The organism is Companilactobacillus miaonis, from assembly GCF_036913615.1.
Classification (GTDB): domain Bacteria; phylum Bacillota; class Bacilli; order Lactobacillales; family Lactobacillaceae; genus Companilactobacillus.
In genome coordinates, this window is record NZ_JAYKTX010000005.1 from 19,096 (window position 1) to 39,813 (window position 20,718).

A 20,718-nucleotide genomic window follows, 5' to 3' on the forward strand; every position below is an offset into this window, starting at 1 on the left:
TTGCCTATTGAATACGACCAAAAAAACGGTATTTTTCACATCCATAATCACAGAATCAGTTACATTGTTCAAATCCTTAAAAATCGGTATCCAGTACACCGCTACTTTGGCCGTTTTCTACCTCATTTTTATCAGTTAAACTCATTATCACAAGGAAACCATGCCTTTGCCGTTGACACGACAAAGGATTTTCCTTTCTCTATCACTTCTTTACCATTAGAATTTTCAACAATCAGTGATGGTGACTATCATCAACCAGCCTACTTAATTAAGAATGAAAATAATCAACTATTACCTACTTTACAATTTGAGAGTTATTCAATTTCTAATAAGCCAATAAATCCCTCAAATTTTCCAACCAGTGTTTCATCCCACAGTAAAGTTACGACTCTCACCCTTCATTTATCAGATTCCGTAACTAAACTAAAAATGGATTTGAATTACACAATTTTTGAAAATTTAAACATTATCCTTCGTAGCACTACCCTATATAATTTGGGGAATTCAGTTTTAAATGTAGAATCTCTAGACAGTTTGCAATTGAATCTACCAGATAACAATTATTACCGTTTAACCTTAAATGGCACTCATGCTCATGAAGCAAATAAAAACCTTCAAAAAATTGAATCCGGTATTCAAATACAACACACTTTTCGCGGTACCAGCGGACCCCAGCACCAACCTTTTGTTGCACTGATTCGACCAGAAACCAATCAGTTTCAAGGAACTGCCATTGGTACTAGTTTAATTTGGAGTGGCAATTTTGAAGATAGTATCGAAGTTGATCAATATCAACAAACAAGGCTCAAAATTGGTTTAGAACCCACTACTTTCTCTTGGAAGTTGACTCCTGGTCAAAGCCTTCAATCCCCCGAAGCTGCTTTGACTTGGAGTAACAATGGTTACAATGGCTTATCACAAAATTTCCATAATTTTGCTAGACAATTACAACCTCAACAAAAAATTCCTATTGCAATTAACACTTGGGAAAACATGTTCTTCGATATTTCAGAAGAAAAAGTTAGAGGTCTTATACATCAAGCACACAAATTGGGAATTGAAATGATTGTCGTTGATGATGGATGGTTTATCAATCGACACGGAGAGGATGGTCAATTGGGTGATTGGAATGTCGATCAAACAAAATTTCCCCACGGTCTAAAAATTCTTTCCGATGAAGCTCACCAACTTAATATGAAATTTGGCTTGTGGATCGAACCAGAAATGGTCACTACCAATAGTCGACTCTATCAAAACCATCCCGATTGGATTCTTAACTATAACGGACGCATTCCTGTTACAGCAAGACATCAATTAGTACTCGATTTGAGTCAAAGGGTCGTTCGTGAACATTTACTAAAAGTTTTAACTAAACTGATCAAAGATAATAATTTAGATTATATTAAATGGGATATGAATCGACATTTAACTCAGGTTGGCAATAATTGGCTACCCGCATCTCAACAAGGTGAATTGTATTATCGTTATGTACTAGGTTTATATGATTTATTGAATAATTTGCGAAAAGACTTTCCTAATTTGATTATTGAAAATTGTTCAGCCGGTGGCGGTCGTATCGATTTAGGCATATTGTCATATACCAATCTAACTTGGATGAGTGATTTAACCGATTCTTTCGACCGTACAAAGATTGAAGATGGCTTTAGTTATTTGTTCCCACAAAATATATTTAGCAACCATGTTTCAGCTGTACCAAATGGGCAAAACGGCCGGATTACGCCATTGAATTCACGCCTGCAGTTGGCTTCTATTGGCCAATTGGGTTTTGAATTAGCCCTGAGTGATTTAAATGACGAAGATAAACTAAAAATTATTAAAAAAATTAAGACCTATAAAGAAAAATATCGTCAATTTCAAAACGCTAATTTCTATCGTCTGAAGTCTACAAACCAGACTATCTCATGGTTATTAGTCAATCAAGATCAAACAAAAGCATTAATTTTTTATTCATACGGTCTGAATTCAGCAGTTAAAACACCAAGAAATTTACCCTTACATTATCTCGACGACAATCGTGATTATATAATCGACAATCAAAAATATTCAGGCTTTGAATTAAATACGATTGGACTACCGATTGAACCAGCAAAAAAAGATTTTGAAACATTCTTAAAAATAATTGAATAAAATACAATCATAAAAAAGAAGCCGTACTAATGACAAACATTAGTCGACTTCTTTTTAATTTAATTCCAGTAATTTTTTACTTGTAAGTTTATTAAAGAAATAAAGCCCATAATGTATCCAAACTACACTAATCAAGCCTTAGCCACAACAAAATAATTGCCTTCTGGATCCATAAAATTAAAGGTTAACACACCATTAACTTCACTAATCTCACCAGCGCTTAAAATATCGTCATGCAATCGGTCAAAATTGTCTGAGAAGAACATCAATGAAGGTACTGTCTCATCTACTTCTGGTGAATAAATTCTGATGTAATCTCTTGGAAAAATCGATAATTCAACTTCCTTTGAAACTGAAACGATAACATTTTGATAACCACCGTTCAAAGTTTGTCTAGCAACCACTTGGCCGCCAAATTCTTCAGTCCAAAACTCGACACTCATATCGACTGAGTCGACGTATAACATAATTCTAGTTTTCATTCTCAAAATCCTTATCCCAAACGACTCCCATCGTCTTTTCACCCGTATGAACACTAATAGCTGGGCCTAGGTGACTAGTTGATACTCTGGCGTTGGGAAATTCCGTTTGAAAGTCTTGGGCCCATTTTTCTAGCAATTCACGATTGTTGGAGTCAACGACCGTAATGTGAACTGACCAATCAGGATGCTCAGCTATGTAAGCTTTAATTTTTGTTGAAATAGCTTTAAAGGCCCGATGCATAGTCCGCTCTTTAGCTATGGCAAAAATTTTACCATCCTTAAAAGTCAAAAGAGGTTTCACGTCTAATAGACTCCCGATAATTGCTGAATGGTTGCTCAAGCGCCCTGTGCGGCTGAGGTGTTTTAAATCATTAACCGCAAATAAAATATCAGTTGAGTCACGTAATTGTTCTAAGCGCTTAACGATCTCTTCTGGGGCAACCTGTTTTTGAGCCAGTGAGCCAGCCAACATACAGAGATCGGCTTCGGCGGCACTAGCAGCCATTGAGTCGAATGGATAAATATTTGCTTTGTCATAAGTTTTGACAAACATCCGTAAATTATCCATGAATGAAGTGATTCCTAATGATAAATGAATCGAGATAATATTGTCATATCCTTCAGCAACTAGTCGATCATAAGCTTCTTGAATTTGAAACATTGAAACTTGTGAAGTCGTTGGTAATTCAGGTTCATTACGCAAATAATCGTAAAATTCCTTATCAGTTAACTCCTCTGTTTCCTTATATTGCTTATCTCCCAAAATGACTGTAATTGGTAAGACGGTAATGTTGTATTGCTCAATTTGTTCCGGTGTTAAGTAAGATGCTGTATCTGTTACAACTGCCGTTTTCATAGTCTTCCTCTTTTTCCCGTTACTTTGTTTCCATGCATATAATAATAACATTTTATTATATTTTTTAAATCAACAGGCTTGTATTAATTGTCAGAAAGCGCTATCATTTTGTTAAGTAAATATTTAGTAAATAGGAGCGTAAGCATGGATAAAAAACAAATTTTAGATGGTTATAAAGAAACTTTTGATGCATCTGCAGAGAAGCTCTTCTTCTCACCTGGTCGTATCAACTTGATTGGTGAACACACCGACTACAATGGTGGTAACGTCTTTCCTTGTGCAATCAGTCTTGGAACATACGCCGCTTACGGCAAGCGTGATGACAAAATCGTAGCGATGTTCTCAAAAAATTTGCCCGACAAAGGTATCATTTCATTTTCTCTTGATGATTTAAAATTTGATAAGGCTGACGACTGGGCCAACTACCCTAAAGGGATGATTCACTTCGTTAAAGAAGCTGGCTATAAATTAGACCATGGATTCAACCTCTACATTCAAGGAAATCTACCTGATGGAGCTGGACTTTCTTCATCCGCTTCAATCGAATTATTAATGGGAACGATTTTAAATGACGTCTTCGATTTGAAGATCGACCAAGTTGACCTCGTTAAAATGGGGCAAAAAGATGAAAATGACTTCATCGGTGTTAACTCCGGTATCATGGATCAATTTGCTGTCGGCATGGGCAAAAAGGATCAAGCTATCTTGCTTGACACTAATTCCATGGAATACCACTACGCTCCTGTTGCCTTAGGTAACAACGTCATCGTCATTATGAACACCAACAAGCACCGGACTTTGGCTGATTCTAAATACAACGAACGTCGCTCACAATGTGAAAGTGCTCTGAAGTTGCTCCAAAGTAAACTTGACATCAATTCACTTGGCGAATTGTCAATCGATGAATTCGACCGTAACGCTTATTTGATCGATGATGACACTTTGATTCGTCGTGCCCGTCATGCAGTCTTTGAAAATCAAAGAACTCTCAAAGCTATCAACTATTTAAAAGAAAATAACCTAGTTGAGTTTGGTAAATTAATCAATGCTTCACACGTTTCACTACATTATGATTATGAAGTTACTGGTAAAGAGCTCGATACTTTAGTTAAAGCTGCTTGGGCTCAAGACGGTGTTCTTGGTGCTAGAATGACTGGTGCCGGTTTCGGTGGCTGTGCTATTGCCATCGTTAATAAGGATAAAGTCGACTCCTTTAAGGAAAATGTTGGTAAGACTTACTTAAATGAAATTGGTTACGCAGCCGACTTTTATATTGCAGAAATCGCTGACGGACCAAAAGAAATTGCTTTAAATGAGGTGGAAAAATAATGTCTTGTGTCGATAAATTTGTCGATAAAATCATCAGTGCTGATAACGACTATCAAGAACTCGATCGTGTCTTCTTGTACAATCAAATCTGCGCTTTAGTCGGTGACGACAATCACCAAAATGGATCTGACTTAAAAGAAAGTTTGATTCAAACTGCTATTAAAAACGAAAAAATTGAAGATAGTCAAACTGCTAAAGAAATTTTAAACGATCAATTGATGAGCTTTTTAACACCATTACCTTCACGGGTTAATCAAAAATTCTGGAATCTTTATCAAAAGAGCCCTGAAAGTGCTACGAATTACTTCTATCAAATGAGCCAAGACAACGACTACATCAAAGTCAAAGCCATCGCACAAAATATTTCTTATCAAACCAAAACTGACTATGGTGATTTGGAAATCACTATCAACTTATCCAAACCTGAAAAGGACCCTAAAGCCATTGCCGCTGCGGGTAAAAATAAACAAACTGGCTATCCTAAATGCCAATTGTGTCTTGAAAACGAAGGCTATTTAGGCCGTCTCGGCTATCCAGCTAGAAGTAATCACCGTGTCATCCGCTTTACACTAGGCGGTCAAACCTGGGGCTTCCAATATTCTCCATACGCTTACTTCAATGAACACGCAATCTTTCTAAATACTAAGCACGTCCCTATGGTTATCAATCAGCATACCTTTAACAACTTAATAGAAATCACGCAAATTTTTCCGCAATATTTCGTTGGCAGTAATGCTGATCTTCCTATTGTTGGTGGTTCCATGCTCAGTCACGACCACTATCAAGGTGGCCGGCATGTATTTCCAATGATGAAAGCTCCAATCGATCGTCCAATTGAAATTGATGTCGATGGAGTTGAGGCAGGAATCGTTAAGTGGCCAATGTCAACTATTCGTTTAACTAGCAAATATCCTGACGAACTAGTCAAAGCTGCCAATCTGATCCACGAATATTGGATGAACTATTCTGACGAGTCAGTTAATGTAATCGCTCGTACCGGAGAAATTCGTCATCATACAGTAACTCCAATCGCTTACCGCTCACACGACAAGTACGTTATGGATATCGTCTTGCGTGATAACCAAACTTCAGCTAAGTACCCTGATGGAATTTTCCATCCCCACCAAGATGTTCAACATATCAAGAAGGAAAACATCGGTCTGATTGAAGTTATGGGTCGAGCAATTCTACCAGCTCGTCTGAAAGATGAATTAAAAGAAGTTGAACGTTACGTTCTTGGATTGCCTAATCAAATGGCTGAATATCACAAAACTTGGGCTGACCAATTAAAGCAAAAATATGACTTCACTTCTGACAATGTCTCCGAAATCGTCGAAAAAGAAACCGGATTAGTCTTTGCCAGAGTTCTTGAAGATGCTGGTGTCTTCAAATGGAACACTACTGGACAACATGCCTTCGACAAATTCATTGAGAGTATTCATTAATGGCCACTTTACGCGACATTGCTAAACTTGCTAACGTCTCACCAGCGACAGTTTCTCGAGTTCTCAACAATGATTTAACTTTATCAGTCGCCGATGAAACTCGAAGTAACATTCTAAAAATCGCGACTGACCTGAATTATAAAAAAGCCAACCATCCCAACAGCCGCTATCAAAAACACATTGCCTTAGTACAGTGGTATTCGGAATCCAAAGAGCAAGATGATCTCTACTACATGACTGTTCGTGAAGGCATTGAACAACAAGCTCCTAAATATGGTTTTCAAATAACGAGAATTTTCCACAACAATTTGACAGAAATTCCCAATGACACCGACGGAATCATTGCTGTTGGTAAATTCAGTGATGAACAAGTCAAAACTATGAAATTGATCTGTCCAAATATTGTCTTCATTGATGATGACCAATTTGGTCAAGGTTTCGACACTATTTTAACCGACTTTAAATATGGCATTCAAAAAGTCGTCGATTACTTCGTAGACCACGAGATTGAAGATATTGGCTTAATTTACGGTGAAGAAACTTCGACTGATAAATTACGAACCATCTCCGATCAACGTTTTGATTACTTCAAGTTTGCTATGGAAAAGCACAAGATTTTCAAAAGTAGTAATTGTTTCAAAGGTGATTTCACGAAAGATTCTGGTTACGTCCAAATGATGAACGCATTAAACGAGGAAGATTTTCCTCACGCTTTCTTTATCACCAACGACTTGATGGCTGCTGGAGCTCTAAAGGCACTTCAGGAAAATGCTGTTGAGGTTCCAAAACGTGTCCAAATTTTTAGTTTCGACAACACTGCCCTATCACGTTATGTCAATCCTGAATTAAGTTCAGTTGATGTAGCGACGACTCAGATGGGAATTTCTGCTGTTGATTTAATGCACAATTTATTAACAAGTAAGCAACACGTTGCTAAAAGATTAGAACTCTCAACTAAATTGATCTTTAGACAATCAACTTCGTATTTTGAATAAGCTCTTTGATTGCTTGTAGTCAATTTCCTATTCTATAATTAACTTAAACATTGACGGGAGTCCTAATTATGATGAATTTTGCTGGTTGTCACGGTATTTTTGGCGGTATGATGGGCGGAGGAATGTTTTTCTATGGATTCATCTTCTTACTAATAATTGCTGTGATACTTTATTTAATCAGTCACAAGAATCAAACAAATCAACCTGAAGCATTAAAAATTCTTGATTCAGAATATGCTAAAGGCAATATTTCCGATGAAGATTATAAGAAACGAAAAGAAAATTTACTTAGCTAGATTGATTTAGGGGGGGATGAAGTATGCCATCCTCCATAGTAAAACCGATTGAATTTCACATTTATGGTATATTTGCTTTCTGTTTCTTTAAAAATAGACATATGGACAAAAAAAGAAGATATCACTAACTTACTGCAATCAGTACAGTTCTAGTGATATCTTTTTTGCTTTTCATCAAATTACGCTAAGTCTTACTTTCCCCAGAGAAAATCAATTAATAACCTGTCAACTTGTTTATTTTCATGTAACTTGCTGTGTTGGGCCATTTTACCGACAATCTTCTTTTCGGTATACGACTTAGCCCGCTTTGAAACTAGGTATTTCAACGATTTAGATGATGAATTTGTTACTGCACCGTCTGAATGAGTTCCATCATTAAGGTCGCCATAGATGTTCAAAACTTTCGTATTAGTTGGATAAATCTTGCGTAATTTCAATAATTCTTGATAATACTGATCCATTTTGTCCGGCTTACCAGCTTTGTTCAGCTTAACTTGATTTGGTTCGTCATCTTCTCCAATGATTCCGTTAAAGTGTCCAGCGATATCAACTACTTTGTTGATCTTAGGCAAGTTCTTATTCGGATAATTGTCCAAAATATAGTAATTAATTGCCATGTTCCCCATTGAGTGACCAACTAAATTGACTTTCTTAAATTTATAATCTTTTTGCAGGGTGGTTATGACGTTTTTGGCCCACAAACCAGCGGTATGATAATTTGTCATTTTATTATTATCGTAATTAACTTCAATAATCGGATTTTTAGTTTTTTTAGGGATAGCACCAATAACTTTAACATAGCCATTAGGACTGACATTGACACGAATAATTTTATTTGTCACTCCAGCTTCTTTAGCAGCTCCTGTCATCTGAGTCTCTGCCCTATAACTACTGCCATAACCATGGAAAAATATTGTTGGAATTGATTCTTGAACATATTTTTTTGAAATTGTTTTAGCTTGGCAACTTTGGGTGAAAAAGCCCAACGTCATCAGTAAAATTACTATTGTAATTGGAAATAAAATTTTCTTTGATTTCATGTTTTCCTCCAGACTACAGCCTAATTGTAATCGGTTCAGTGATGTCTACCTAATCAAAAGCCTCGACAAAATTGACACTTTCCTAAAGTTTAATTATGATGAATTTAATTATTCAAATATTTTTTTAATAAAAGGAGATTTCACTATGACCAAAGCTGATGCAACGCAAATTGATTGGAAAAATCTTGGTTTCAACTATATGGACTTGCCTTATCGTTTCTTTGCCCACTATAAAGACGGTAAATGGCAAGACGTTGGTTTGAAGACCGACAGTACCTTACACATTTCTGAAGCCTCCACTGTCCTCCATTACGGTCAGGCTGCTTTTGAAGGAATGAAAGCCTATCGAACTCCTGATAACAAAATTCAATTATTCAGACCTGATCAAAACGCTAAACGTTTAAGAAATTCTTGTGAGCGCCTCTTGATGCCCGTTTTTCCTGAAGATGAATTTGTCAAAGCCGTCAAAGAAGTAGTCAAAGCCAATGCCGACTTTGTTCCACCTTATGGAACTGGTGCCACACTTTATCTACGTCCCTTGATGTTTGGCGCCGGCGAACAGATTGGTGTTCACGCAGCCCCCGAATACATTTTTACTATCTTCGCTATGCCAGTTGGTAATTACTTCAAAGGTGGATTAACCCCAGTTAATTTCACAACTTCTAAATATGACCGTGCCGCCCACAAAGGAACTGGCCAAAGTAAAGTCGGTGGAAATTATGCTGCCAGCCTTTACCCTGGTGATGAAGCACACAAACACGGCTTCGCTGACTGCGTCTACTTAGATCCAATCGAACACAAAAAGATTGAAGAAGTTGGATCAGCAAACTTCTTTGGAATCACTAAAGATAATGTCTTCTTAACACCGAAATCACCATCGATCCTACCAAGCATCACTAAGTATTCACTTTTATGGTTAGCTAAGAATCGTCTTGGATTAGGTGCTGAAGAAGGCGATGTTTACGTTGATCAATTAGACAAGTTTAAAGAAGCTGGAGCCTGTGGAACAGCTGCTGTAATTTCACCAATCGGAGGTTTAGAGCACAACGGCAAACTTCACGTCTTCTACAGTGAAACCGAAGTCGGACCAATTACTAAGAAATTATATGACACCTTAACAGGAATTCAATTCGGAACAGTCGAAGCCCCAGAAGGCTGGATTCAAGTAGTTGAATAGCCTTACCATCTTCCGCAACAGCTCTGGGAAACGCTTTATAGTTTGGATACGTTATGTTTTTTCAGCTTTTAACTAATTTAAACTGATATAAAAATAGAGAATCTTATTAAAACCGCAATTACTGCAGTCTAGTAAGATTCTCTTTCTTTTTGAGCTATTGTCACTATTTTAAAAACAAATAGTCATAAAACTAAAATTCAGTCCGGAATACTAAACCACCACCTCAATTTAAAAAGCCACAATCAATAAAGATCGTGGCTTTTTTGTTGAGTGAGGCTAGAGAAATGATTTTCTCTGCTATATGTAGCTGCTTTAACAGCTTAATTGAGTGACTCTTCATCACTCGTTGGCACTACTGGAAAATAACGAGAAAACAGTGTTTGATGATACACATGTCTCCAATTAGTTCATCCGAGGGTGACAAACTAATCAGAACTAGGACGATTACCTCGTCCTTAGCATGTAACTATATTTTACAGCTAATCCGTTTTCATCAGATTCACAATTTTGTAAATTCATCTTTCTATTATTGACTACAAATGTTCACTGAAGCATGATATAGTGCTTATTTAATATAAGAAAATTAATTCCCTTTTCTCTTTAGTTGCATGATAGGATATTATTGTACAAATAAAGAAAGAGGGATTTTTTAATGAAAATTTATTTTGCCAATGGTTTATTCGCACTAGCTGATCGGATGTTTAACGAATATGTCGTCGATAAAATCAGAAAAATGGACGACACAATTGAAGTCTACTTGCCACAAGAAAATGGTGACATTAATGACAAAATGAATTACGCTGACTCAATCAAAATCGCCCAAGAAGATAACAAAGAATTACTCTCTTCCGATTTAGTAGTCGCAATCCTTGATGGTGACACAATGGACGACGGAGTAGCCTCAGAAATTGGTTTGGCTTTTGGAAAGGAAATCCCTATCGTCGGAGTCTATACTGACCTTCGTCAACATGGTGTAGAGAATCCTGAAAAACTTAAGGCTGTAGGAACAATCGGTGAAAATCCTTTTGCTTATATTAATAATTATACTATCGGATTGATCAAAATGAATGGTATCGTCGTCAACAATATTGACAGCATGCTAGAGGAAATTAAAAAATATCTATAATTTATTTTTAATATTTTGACAAAATATTATTTCAATTCAATTACATTGCTTTTACAGTTAAGTTATAACTAATTTACAGTTGGGTTATATTCAACAAATCGTGGTCTAGACGTTATATGATTATTTCCGTTGAGAAAATACTAATTAATAAATAACCAAGTTATACTCGGGGGAAATATTTATAATGAAAATTAAACATCTTATGGCTTCACTATTCACTGTCACAACACTTGCATTAATCGGGGTTAACGTTCCTACTACAACAGCTAATGCTGCTACTGTTAGTTATGTAAACAATTCAGGAGTTGTTTACGTAACTAATGCAAATGGTGCTACTGTTTATGGTCAACCAGATAGCCAAGGTAGAATTGGTAACACTGGAGCCAAACTTGCTAATAAGACTGGTTGGAAGTACATTAAATCAGCCAATATCAATGGAACAACTTATCTAGAAGTTGGTACTAACGCATGGATTGCCTTGAGTGACACTTCATTTGAAGCACCTGCTATCTCATTGGACAAAGATATGTACATTAACGTTGCTGGTGGTGTAAACCTTTATGATGGCCCTAACGGCAACTTCACAGGCAATGTTGCTACTGGTCACACAATGGTTCACGTTTACGCAAGCAAGGTCGCTAACGGTTCTACTTGGTACGATGTTGGTAGAAACCAATGGATCAATGGTAAGTACATGTCAGAAGACAACGTTAAGCAAACTCTAACAATGTCAGCTACAGCTTATGATCCTGCTGTTCTTGGTTCAAGTATGGGTTACAGTGGTGTTGCCGCTAACCTTTCAAAATTCCCTAAGGGTACACATTTGAGAATCACAGCAAGTAACGGTCAAACTTATGATCGTATCGTCAACGATACTGGTTTGTTCGCTTACAACAACCCTAACCAATTAGACATTGCGATGCCAAACTCACAAGCTTTGAGCTTCGGACGTCAAAGTGTAACTGTTCAAGTTATCGGTTAATTAAAACAAATTTAAAGAGAGCGAGACATAACATGGTCAGCTTTCGAGCATTAAGGCAAATAGTACCGGGTAATTGTTCTTTGATTACCCGGTACTATTTGTTTTAAGAAGAAATTGCTATGTTATGTTCCACGTTTATGCTGCAAGTTTAGTAGTAAAAAATAGTTATGTCCCAAACTCTTTTTATACCCTTTTATGACGCAAGTGTTCTTCAAAATTAAAAATTTTATGTGTAAAGAAAGTAATCCCTATCACGAATGCAATAATCGCAATTATCAACGGGGATGTGACCATGACGTACAAATCGATTGCCAAAAAGATCATAAATATCAGATCGTAAACAATTCTTCTCATAAAACTCGCCTTGTCTCTTGTATTTACGACCATTTTATTATCGTTAAATTATTAAACAAATAATTTGTTTATGACAAAATCTCTAGCCTTACGTAGTCAAAACGTTGCCGTTATTTGACTTTCCGTACACAAAAAAAGAGCCCTCACACAGAGGACTCCCATCTAAGTGGTAAGATGAAATCTACTGCAGTTTCATCAATAAAATTGAATCTTACTACTTAATATTTAAATTAATTTCAACTAATGGATCCTAATCAACACACGTAATAGTTGTGCGACTAACTAATTAGGTCGATTTTATGTATACTCTTGTGACTAGTTCCAAAAATGTCGTTAAACCACACGACTCAAATAATTCGAAATTACCGAGTTGCGGTTCCTGACACTTCATCTGTACCACACCTATAATATAAATCATTTCGCAACCGGTTACAAACAATATCCAAATTTTTTTTGAGAAGTAGGCCGTCTTCCGCACAAAACCTGTGATGGACTGGAACGCTGTGGGCACAACTTGAAGCTTACGCAAAGTACGCGCAATCTCCAAGATTGGCCTTCCACGTAAGCGCTAAAGCGCTAAGTGGAATTTCACGGCTGAGCCATCACAGGTTTTGTGCTCCAGACTGAATAACGATTCTAATTTTTATTTGCTTTCCATTCATTTAAGAATACTACTTCTATTCTTATTTAGAATTTGATATTTTGACAGGTTATTGAGTTTCCTTTTTTTTAAAATCCTACTAGACTACAGCGATTTACTGCGACTCTAGTAGAACCTTCTATTTTTTATATCTTTTTACATAAAACTAAATCAATAAAAATATTAAACGCTATAACGTATCCAGACCATAAATAAGTCCAGCACACAATCCAAATAGATATAATATTTCCTTCAGAATTCACCCAAATGCTGCATAGATTCGATTTCCAGTCTGGAGCAAAAACTCTGGGAAATGCTCAGCCCTGAAATTCTTGTTAATGCTTTAGCATTTACAAGAAGGCCAAGCTTGGAGATTGCGCGCACTTTGCGTAAGCTCCAAGTTGTGCCCAGAGCGTTCCAGCATTTCCCAGAGTTTTTGCGGAAGACGGCATCTTAATCCCCCCTCCAAACAGAACTACTCCATTTTCCAATTTCTACAACAAAAAAAGGACCCTCGCACTACGGAAGGCCCTCTAGTTAGATATAAGTGGTAAGATGAAATTTACTGCAGTTTCATCAACTTTTAACTGAATCTTTCTTATAAATGAATCTTACTACTTGGTACATATCTTACTATACTAAATTTCTAATTTGTTCAACTTTGGATCCTAGCAAATCATGTCTTGAGCTTGCGCGACTACTTAAAAAGGTCGATCTTTTGTTAAATTTTGTTGCTAGTTCCAAGAATGCTGTTGAGCTGTACTACTCTAATTTTCTTTTGTTTTTTACTAATCCTACCATCTCCTGGAAACGATAAAACTTTCTTAATCAAAATCTTTTAGGGCTACAGTTCCTAAGCATTTCATCTTTACCACGTCTATAATATACCATCTCTTGTAAGCGTTTGCAATAAATAACTATCTCCTTTGATAAAGTCGTTCATTGTCTTTGATTTCACTCAAATAGAATTTCTCGCTAACTGTTGCTGGGTCTACGATCGTGCCGTTTTCGTACTCTACTTGATACATCTTTTCGTAATCAGCGATACTCATCTTTTGGCGATCATCTAACATCTTCAAAATACCAGCTTGGTCAAATCCTTGTGCAAAAGTTGGTTGAATTTTTGCACTGTACAACTCACCGACAGCACCAGAACCATAACTGAACATTAACAAGTTCTCATTGGCTTTGGCACCGTTGATCAAATATGACAATAGGCCTAGGTAAAGTGAACCAGTATAGAGGTTACCAACTTCTCTGCTGAAGCGAATGCTTGCTTGATAGCGTGATGTCAATTCAGCATACTTATCGGCAGCGATTTTTCCATCGAGAGTTCTCAAGGCTTTAGTACCCATCTTCGTGTAGGGAATGTGGAACAATAATGTGTCAAAGTCGTCGATTGTTTCGTCGTACTTGGCCTGGTACTTGTTCCAGAGAGTTTGGAAGAAGTCGACGTAGATTTCATTAGAGTACTTGCCACGGGCAAAAGCAGTCTTGGAGAAAGTAGGACGCCAGAAATCACCCACATTTTTTGTCATGGAAACTGACTTGTGGTCTAATTTCAACACGCGTGGATTTTGGCTGATGATCATCGCTACTGAGCCCGCACCTTGAGTAACTTCACCAGGTGTCTTAATACCATAACGAGCAATGTCAGTGGCAATTACTAAAGCTTTCTTATCAGGATTTTGACTGATGTAATCAAAGGCTGTCATCAAACCGGCAGTTGCTCCAAAGCATGCTTGCTTGATTTCAAAGGCACGAATGTCTTCGGGAAGATCTAACAAATCCATCAAAAAAGCAGCAGTTGACTTTGATTCGTCGACACTGCTTTCAGTCCCCACGATCAATAAGCCTAAGTCTTTTTTATCTTCAGCACTTAAAATACTGTCTGCACTACTTGCTGCAAGTGTTACAGCGTCTTGATAAGGCTTAGGAACGGCCTGCTTGTCTTGACCAATACCAATTGTAAATTTATTAGGATCAACATCCCTAGCTTTAGCTAATTCAACTATATCAATGTAATCTTTCGGAACGTAGAATCCTATTTTATCAATACCTATATCCATTATTTACCTCTTAACTTAGTTAAAATATCTTTTGCATTTGCGATAGTATAATTCTTTGTTTGGTTCAAAGCTTGAGAAACTTGTTCAATTTCTGGACCCACTGCTCCAGCTGAAACGGCTAGTGATTTACTTTGTAATCCCATGTGTCCAGCTTGAATTCCGGTGGTCACAAGTGCTCTGATAGCTGATAAGTTATTGGCTAATCCAACACTTGCAACGACTGACTGCAGTTGTTTACTATTTTCAATTTTCATCATTGCCAAACTTAATTGTGCCATTGGCATTGCACTGATAGCTCCACCAACGCTACCCAATTCGATTGGCATCTTCAAAGTTCCAACTAACTTATCGTGACTGATTTTCCACTCGCTAAATGGTTGGTATTTGCCAGCTTTAATGGCAAAACTGTGAGCAGCTGCTTCTTCAGCTCGAAAATCGTTTCCAGTAGCCAAGTAAACCGCATCAATTCCATTCATGATACCTTTGTTGTGCGTGATGGCTCGCTTGGTTGATTGTTGAGCAAAATTTGACAACTTAACGATCCTTTTGGCGACTTCATTTCCAGGCATATTCTTAGTTGCGACCTGTTCGAAATCAACTTTGACTTGGGCAGTGATTACTTGATTAATACCGCTGTTGGACAAAATACTGCAGAGGACATCCCCTGAGATCAAAGTCGAAATTTTCTGAGCAGTCTTTTCCAAAATCGAGTTGACCATATTGGCCCCCATCGCATCGACTGTATCAATTCCCAGTTCAATCTCAAAAAAGGCATCATAGTGATTAAATTTCACAGAAGTCACACCACCACCACGCTTGAGCAAACTAGGATGGGCATTTTGGGCAAATTCAAAAATTTCCGATTGCTTTGCTACTAATTTTTCAACATCTTCATCTGAAAAATTCTCTAAAACAATTTGACCAAAAACAATTCTCGAACTAGGAACAGTCTTGAATCCACCACTATTCTTGATTCGCTTAGCTGCATTGGAAGCCGCCGCAATTACAGAAGGCTCTTCAATTGCCATAGGTACAATATAATCCTTGCCATCAATTAAAAAATCTGTGGCAAAGCCATATGGCAGACTAAAGACCCCAATTTGGTTTTCACTCAAGCTATTTGCCAGGTCGACTCCAATTGGTTGTCGATCCTTCAAGATTTGTGCTTGTTGCGAGTCGATAATCCCATTTTTTAATAAGTAGTCGATTCGCTGTTCATTAGTCATCTGATAAATTTTCATCAAATTAACTCGATTCCCATAGCCATGCCCATGCCACCGCCAATACACAATGAAGCAAGGCCTGTGTGTTTTTTCTCTTGTTGTAAGGAATTAATCAAAGTAGCAATCATTCGAGCTCCTGTAGCCCCTAATGGATGTCCTAGAGCAATTGCCCCACCATAAATGTTCAACTTATCTGCTGGCAAAGCTAAATCACGACTAACGGCGACTGCTTGAGATGCAAAAGCTTCATTGACTTCAAACAAATCAAAATCATTTAAACCAGCTTGATACTTGTCAAAATACTTTTTAACTGCGTAATATGGGGCATAACCCATATAATCAGGGTCAATACCAACTTCCGTATAACCAGTGATTTTAGCGACATATTTTAAGCCCAGTTCTTTAGCCCGCGATTCCTTCATCATAATAACGGCACTTGCGCCATCATTGATCGGTGAGGAATTTCCAGCCGTGACAGTTCCTTTTTTATCAAATACTGTTCGCAGTTTGCCCATTTGTTCTAGGGTCGTACTTGGACGAATTGATTGATCGGTCGTGATATTTTGTCCATCGACTTCAATTGGAATAATTTCTTTAGCTAGTTTATCCTGAGCTTGAGCGGCTTTTTGATGTGAATTGTAGGCAAATTCATCCTGCTGTTGACGAGTCACATGATACTTATTAGCAACATTTTCAGCGGTAATACCCATTGGTAAGTTACTGAAAGCATCATTCAAACCATCATTAAACAGTGTATCGGATAGTTTAGGACTGACTGCCATCTTACCTGTTCGTCTAGCAAAAAATGGTGCGTTGGACATGCTTTCTACACCTCCAGCCACGACAATTTCAGCATTTCCCATGGCAATTGCTGAATAACCTTCATAAACAGCCTTCATTCCTGAACCGCAAACTTGATTGATTGTCATGGCAGTTGAATCGATTCGACCACCTGACTTCAAACCAATTTGGCGAGCTGTATTTTGCCCCAGTCCAGCTTGGTAAACATTTCCAAAAATAAATTGGTCCACTTTTTTAGGATCAACCTTGTTCATATCTAAAAGCTTTTTGACTAGTTGAACACCTAGTTCAACCGCGCTAAGTTTTGCGTACTGACCGCGAAACTTGCCAATCGCAGTTCTTTTCGCGTCTATAATTACAATTGGATCCATAATTTTTTCCCTTCAAACTTGGTAAAATATCTTTAAGCTTTCATAATAATTTAATTAAGCTCTAAAAACAATTATTTAGTGGAGATTTCTTATGCGTACTATTGATTTAATCTTATTGTTAAACGATTTTAAAAAAAATAATCGTATTTTTATCGAGGATGGGGATCAAAAGATTCCGGTCGTTGACATTGAGAAAACACTCGACGGCATCTTTTTAAAAACTTCCTCAAATTTGCATGGTTTAAAAAATTGGGAATTTCTCGTTTTGCTCAATAAAAAGGAAAATTACGAATTACCAATTTTTTACCAAAGCAAAAACAGCCAGAAGCAACTATTCGGTTTTCGAGTTGCTAATGACTGTTTATTATTAGGTTAATTATTTATTTGCTTTCTTGCTAGCCTTGTCTTTTGCTTCAAGTTCTTTAGCAAGTTCAAGAATGTATGGCTTCAATTCATCCTTAACTTCGGGGTGAGTTAGTCCATATTCAATATTTGTCTTTACATAACCAAATTTATTACCAACATCGAATCTTTCACCCTTGAATTCATGAGCGAAGACACGTTGGGTCTTATTCATACGGTCAATGGCATCTGTCAATTGGATTTCGTTACCAGCACCAGGTTTTTGAGTTGCTAACAAATCAAAAATTTCTGGTGTCAACAAGTAACGTCCAATGATTGCCAAATTACTTGGAGCATCTTCAATCTTAGGCTTTTCAACGAATTTCTTAACGTTGTACAATCCGGGTTCACTTTCGCCTTCTGGATCGATCACACCGTATTTTGAAACATCCTTTTCAGGAACCTTCATAACGGCAAGTGTTGAAGCGTGGGTTTTTTCGTAGTCGTTGATCAATTGTTTTGTCAAAGGAACTTTATCCTTCATCAAATCATCACCTAACATTACGACGAAAGGTTCTTCTCCAACGAATGAACGTGCTTGAGCTACAGCGTCACCTAACCCATTTGGATGAGCTTGACGACTGTAATACAAGTTAACACCCAAGTTAGTTGTTTCTTGAACAACCTTTAAAAGTGCTGTCTTGTTCTTGGCTTCAAGATTTTGTTCCAATTCAGGAACAGAATCAAAATGATCTTCAATTGAACGCTTATTCTTACCAGTAATAATAAGAATATCCTCAATTCCTGAAGCCTTAGCTTCCTCAACAATGAATTGAATCGTTGGTTTATCAACGATTGGTAACATTTCCTTAGCCAAAGCCTTTGTTGCTGGTAAAAATCTTGTTCCTAAACCTGCTGCTGGTATAATTGCTTTTCTTACTTTCATTAATCAATTACTCTCCTTTTCGTGCGATTTCAGATAACTAGTTAACTTACCAGTACTTTTCCTTAAAAATGGACCGCCATAAGCTTGAGCAAACCCGACGTTAACGGCATTCCCAAATAAAAAGATTGTCACTGACATATTCACCCACAACAAGAATACTATAATGGCACCAATCGTACCGTAATTGTCCCAAGCTGAACCAAAATATTTCAAATAATACGAGAACAACTGCGATAATCCTAACAAACCAATGCTAGTGATAATTGAACCAGTAACTATGTATTTAACTTTTAGATGAATATTGGGTAAAAAATAAAACAAAGCAAAAACGATCATCAACATTATACCAATAGCGAATGGCCATTTCCAACGCACGAAGACATCTAAAAGTGTTGGACGTATGTGTAACAAAGGTATTAACCAATTTAAAAAGATTTGTCCAAATGTAAACGTTACGATTGCCGCCACGCCAATCACTAATAACATCAAGGTCATTAAGAAGGCAAAGGCTCGACGAATAATGTAGTTTACAAAAGTTTGACTAACGAATAAGTTGTTAACATCTAATCCATAAGCTTCATTCATCGTCATCTGAACAATATTCAATCCACGCGAAATCGCCCATAAGGCAACGACAATACCAACTGACAAGACACCTTTGTTAGAATTAGACAAAACTTTGGTTATCGTCGGTAAAAAGTAATGATGAAGATCGTCTGGCAAAATAAATTCGATGTAGCTAATTACAGTTGGCTTATCCAAATGCAATAACGGAATTAAATTCCCCACAACGATAACTGCTGGAAATAACGACAACAGAATATAATATGTGATTGCCTTAGAAGCCATAGGGACATTGGAGTCAGTCATAGCTTGAGTGACATATTTAACAAAACCAACGAACTTTTGTTTATTAGTTATTGATTGCCGAAATAAAGGCACCTGCGGTTTTTCTTCCATTATTCTCTACACCATTTTTTATAGTAAGTATTTTGCGTCATATTCAGGATCTTGTGAAGTCAAAATCTTAGGACCATCTTTGGTAATGGCAATGGTATGTTCATATTGCGCTGAATCAGTTCCGTCGGCAGAGACAAAGTATTCCCAGCCGTCAGCTTTCACAAACTTATCTTTGATTTCCCAAGTTCCTAAATTGACCATTGGTTCAATTGTGATCGTCATACCTTCACGCAAACGCAAGCCTTGGCCTGGTTCACCGTAATGTGGTACGTTTGGAGCTTCATGCATACTTGGTTGGATTCCGTGTCCAATCAAATCACGAACGTCACCCATATGATTCTCGTCTTCGACGTAATGTTGAATGGCATAACCGATATCACCAAGGCGATTGCCGACAACTGCTTGATCGATACCTAAATAAAGTGCTTTGTGAGTTACTTCCATCAACTTTTTATCCTCGGCTGAAAGATCTCCGACTGCATAAGTCCAGCAAGAATCACTTTCATAACCATTGAGATTAACTGTCATATCGACTTTCAAAACGTCGCCGCTCTTTAAAATTAGGTTCTTACGGGGAATTCCATGAGCAACTTCATCGTTAACGCAGACACAAGTTGCGTATTTATAGCCTTCAAAGCCTTTTTCTGATGGACGGCCACCGTGAGATACGATATAGTCGTTAGCAAAATTTTCGATTTCCATTGAAGAAATTCCTGGTTTGATAATGTCTCGCAAACCAATATGAGTATTTGCAAGCAATTCTCCAGACTTACGCATTCCTTCGATTTCTCTTGCAGATTTTAATGTGATCACTATTTAACATGTCCCTTCAAAAAATAAAGTTATTTTTATTATAACATTGTTGGGGGTGTAGTATGCCGCCCTCCGCAACAAAGCTGATTGGGCTGGAGCGATGTGGGCCGACTTTGAGCTTTTTCAAGCCCGGAAAAATCTCAAAGCTCGACCTTATTCTAAGCAATAAATTGCTAAGAATAATTTCACATCTGAGCCCATCAGCTTTGTTGCTCCGGTGCTGAATATCGGATCTATGGGTTATTTGATTTCCATTCTTTTAGATATAGTTGTTCTATTGTGATTAACCTATGTTCTTATTTTTATAGGAATGGATTTTTAAT

General features: G+C 37.3%; 18 protein-coding genes. 9 read left to right on the forward strand and 9 right to left on the reverse strand.

Annotated features, from left to right (window positions below; all coding sequences use genetic code 11):
• Positions 1–2,148 carry an alpha-galactosidase gene (locus U8521_RS05195; RefSeq protein ID WP_334352082.1) on the forward strand — a complete coding sequence of 716 codons (2,148 nt, stop codon included), beginning with the start codon at positions 1–3 and terminating at the stop codon, positions 2,146–2,148.
• 131 nt (positions 2,149–2,279) lie between these two features.
• Here the strand turns inward: U8521_RS05195 and U8521_RS05200 are convergent, their stop codons facing one another.
• Positions 2,280–2,630: a VOC family protein gene (locus U8521_RS05200; RefSeq protein WP_334332262.1), complete on the reverse strand. Its 351-nt coding sequence runs from the start codon at positions 2,628–2,630 to the stop codon at positions 2,280–2,282.
• On the reverse strand, positions 2,620–3,486 hold the full coding sequence (locus tag U8521_RS05205) for a DegV family protein (RefSeq protein WP_334352083.1): 867 nt from the start codon (positions 3,484–3,486) through the stop codon (positions 2,620–2,622). Before U8521_RS05205 ends, U8521_RS05200 begins: the two co-directional genes overlap by 11 nt.
• Before the next feature lie 144 nt (positions 3,487–3,630).
• Between U8521_RS05205 and U8521_RS05210 the strand changes: the two genes are divergently transcribed.
• From U8521_RS05210 to U8521_RS05225, 4 genes are all read left to right on the forward strand, one after another.
• Complete coding sequence (locus U8521_RS05210; RefSeq protein WP_334352084.1) at positions 3,631–4,815, forward strand: galactokinase; 1,185 nt, start codon at positions 3,631–3,633, stop codon at positions 4,813–4,815.
• Positions 4,815–6,260 (forward strand): UDP-glucose--hexose-1-phosphate uridylyltransferase, encoded by a 1,446-nt coding sequence (locus U8521_RS05215; protein WP_334352085.1) that lies wholly within the window; start codon positions 4,815–4,817, stop codon positions 6,258–6,260. Before U8521_RS05210 ends, U8521_RS05215 begins: the two co-directional genes overlap by 1 nt.
• On the forward strand, positions 6,260–7,255 hold the full coding sequence (locus U8521_RS05220) for a LacI family DNA-binding transcriptional regulator (RefSeq protein ID WP_334352086.1): 996 nt from the start codon (positions 6,260–6,262) through the stop codon (positions 7,253–7,255). The genes U8521_RS05215 and U8521_RS05220 overlap by 1 nt, the downstream gene beginning before the upstream one ends.
• A 68-nt stretch (positions 7,256–7,323) precedes the next feature.
• Complete coding sequence (locus U8521_RS05225) at positions 7,324–7,551, forward strand: SHOCT domain-containing protein (protein WP_334352087.1); 228 nt, start codon at positions 7,324–7,326, stop codon at positions 7,549–7,551.
• 191 nt (positions 7,552–7,742) lie between these two features.
• Here U8521_RS05225 and U8521_RS05230 read toward each other — a convergent pair whose 3' ends face one another.
• Positions 7,743–8,591 carry an alpha/beta hydrolase gene (locus tag U8521_RS05230; RefSeq protein ID WP_334332256.1) on the reverse strand — a complete coding sequence of 283 codons (849 nt, stop codon included), beginning with the start codon at positions 8,589–8,591 and terminating at the stop codon, positions 7,743–7,745.
• Positions 8,592–8,736: 145 nt separating this feature from the next.
• On the opposite strand from U8521_RS05230, the gene U8521_RS05235 reads away from it, so the two are divergent.
• The 3 genes from U8521_RS05235 to U8521_RS05245 all read left to right on the forward strand — a co-directional run bounded on the left by U8521_RS05235 (position 8,737) and on the right by U8521_RS05245 (position 11,876).
• Positions 8,737–9,768, forward strand: a complete 1,032-nt coding sequence (locus tag U8521_RS05235; protein WP_334352088.1) for a branched-chain amino acid aminotransferase — start codon at positions 8,737–8,739, stop codon at positions 9,766–9,768.
• A gap of 652 nt (positions 9,769–10,420) precedes the next feature.
• A complete protein-coding gene (locus U8521_RS05240; RefSeq protein ID WP_334332254.1) occupies positions 10,421–10,894 on the forward strand; it encodes a nucleoside 2-deoxyribosyltransferase in 474 nt (157 codons plus the stop codon).
• Between the two features lie 184 nt (positions 10,895–11,078).
• Positions 11,079–11,876, forward strand: coding sequence for a hypothetical protein (locus U8521_RS05245; protein WP_334332253.1), 798 nt, complete (start codon positions 11,079–11,081; stop codon positions 11,874–11,876).
• 1,911 nt (positions 11,877–13,787) lie between these two features.
• Here U8521_RS05245 and U8521_RS05250 read toward each other — a convergent pair.
• The 3 genes from U8521_RS05250 to U8521_RS05260 are packed head-to-tail and all read right to left on the reverse strand — an operon-like array spanning position 13,788 to position 17,334.
• Positions 13,788–14,939, reverse strand: a complete 1,152-nt coding sequence (locus U8521_RS05250; protein WP_334332252.1) for a hydroxymethylglutaryl-CoA synthase — start codon at positions 14,937–14,939, stop codon at positions 13,788–13,790.
• Positions 14,939–16,180 (reverse strand): hydroxymethylglutaryl-CoA reductase, degradative, encoded by a 1,242-nt coding sequence (locus U8521_RS05255; protein WP_334352089.1) that lies wholly within the window; start codon positions 16,178–16,180, stop codon positions 14,939–14,941. Before U8521_RS05255 ends, U8521_RS05250 begins: the two co-directional genes overlap by 1 nt.
• A complete protein-coding gene (locus U8521_RS05260; protein WP_334352090.1) occupies positions 16,180–17,334 on the reverse strand; it encodes a thiolase family protein in 1,155 nt (384 codons plus the stop codon). Before U8521_RS05260 ends, U8521_RS05255 begins: the two co-directional genes overlap by 1 nt.
• Before the next feature lie 91 nt (positions 17,335–17,425).
• On the opposite strand from U8521_RS05260, the gene U8521_RS05265 reads away from it, so the two are divergent.
• A complete protein-coding gene (locus U8521_RS05265; protein WP_334332249.1) occupies positions 17,426–17,710 on the forward strand; it encodes a hypothetical protein in 285 nt (94 codons plus the stop codon).
• Here U8521_RS05265 and galU read toward each other — a convergent pair whose 3' ends face one another.
• Genes galU through map form a run of 3 tightly spaced genes read right to left on the reverse strand, consistent with a single transcriptional unit; the run spans position 17,711 to position 20,395 of the window.
• Positions 17,711–18,622, reverse strand: a complete 912-nt coding sequence (gene galU, locus U8521_RS05270) for a UTP--glucose-1-phosphate uridylyltransferase GalU (protein WP_334332248.1) — start codon at positions 18,620–18,622, stop codon at positions 17,711–17,713.
• A 3-nt stretch (positions 18,623–18,625) separates the two neighbouring features.
• Positions 18,626–19,582 carry a YihY/virulence factor BrkB family protein gene (locus tag U8521_RS05275; protein ID WP_334332247.1) on the reverse strand — a complete coding sequence of 319 codons (957 nt, stop codon included), beginning with the start codon at positions 19,580–19,582 and terminating at the stop codon, positions 18,626–18,628.
• A gap of 18 nt (positions 19,583–19,600) precedes the next feature.
• Positions 19,601–20,395 (reverse strand): type I methionyl aminopeptidase, encoded by a 795-nt coding sequence (gene map / locus U8521_RS05280; protein ID WP_334332246.1) that lies wholly within the window; start codon positions 20,393–20,395, stop codon positions 19,601–19,603.
• Positions 20,396–20,718 lie beyond the last annotated feature (323 nt).

Bases quoted from the DNA above. Each gene is read 5' to 3' on its own strand.
- U8521_RS05200 (WP_334332262.1), bottom strand. From the start codon at position 2,630: ATGAAAACTAGAATTATGTTATACGTCGACTCAGTCGATATGAGTGTC.
- U8521_RS05205 (WP_334352083.1), bottom strand. From the start codon at position 3,486: ATGAAAACGGCAGTTGTAACAGATACAGCATCTTACTTAACACCGGAA.
- U8521_RS05210 (WP_334352084.1), top strand. From the start codon at position 3,631: ATGGATAAAAAACAAATTTTAGATGGTTATAAAGAAACTTTTGATGCA.
- U8521_RS05215 (WP_334352085.1), top strand. From the start codon at position 4,815: ATGTCTTGTGTCGATAAATTTGTCGATAAAATCATCAGTGCTGATAAC.
- U8521_RS05220 (WP_334352086.1), top strand. From the start codon at position 6,260: ATGGCCACTTTACGCGACATTGCTAAACTTGCTAACGTCTCACCAGCG.
- U8521_RS05225 (WP_334352087.1), top strand. From the start codon at position 7,324: ATGATGAATTTTGCTGGTTGTCACGGTATTTTTGGCGGTATGATGGGC.
- U8521_RS05230 (WP_334332256.1), bottom strand. From the start codon at position 8,591: ATGAAATCAAAGAAAATTTTATTTCCAATTACAATAGTAATTTTACTG.
- U8521_RS05235 (WP_334352088.1), top strand. From the start codon at position 8,737: ATGACCAAAGCTGATGCAACGCAAATTGATTGGAAAAATCTTGGTTTC.
- U8521_RS05240 (WP_334332254.1), top strand. From the start codon at position 10,421: ATGAAAATTTATTTTGCCAATGGTTTATTCGCACTAGCTGATCGGATG.
- U8521_RS05245 (WP_334332253.1), top strand. From the start codon at position 11,079: ATGAAAATTAAACATCTTATGGCTTCACTATTCACTGTCACAACACTT.
- U8521_RS05250 (WP_334332252.1), bottom strand. From the start codon at position 14,939: ATGGATATAGGTATTGATAAAATAGGATTCTACGTTCCGAAAGATTAC.
- U8521_RS05255 (WP_334352089.1), bottom strand. From the start codon at position 16,180: ATGAAAATTTATCAGATGACTAATGAACAGCGAATCGACTACTTATTA.
- U8521_RS05260 (WP_334352090.1), bottom strand. From the start codon at position 17,334: ATGGATCCAATTGTAATTATAGACGCGAAAAGAACTGCGATTGGCAAG.
- U8521_RS05265 (WP_334332249.1), top strand. From the start codon at position 17,426: ATGCGTACTATTGATTTAATCTTATTGTTAAACGATTTTAAAAAAAAT.
- galU (WP_334332248.1), bottom strand. From the start codon at position 18,622: ATGAAAGTAAGAAAAGCAATTATACCAGCAGCAGGTTTAGGAACAAGA.
- U8521_RS05275 (WP_334332247.1), bottom strand. From the start codon at position 19,582: ATGGAAGAAAAACCGCAGGTGCCTTTATTTCGGCAATCAATAACTAAT.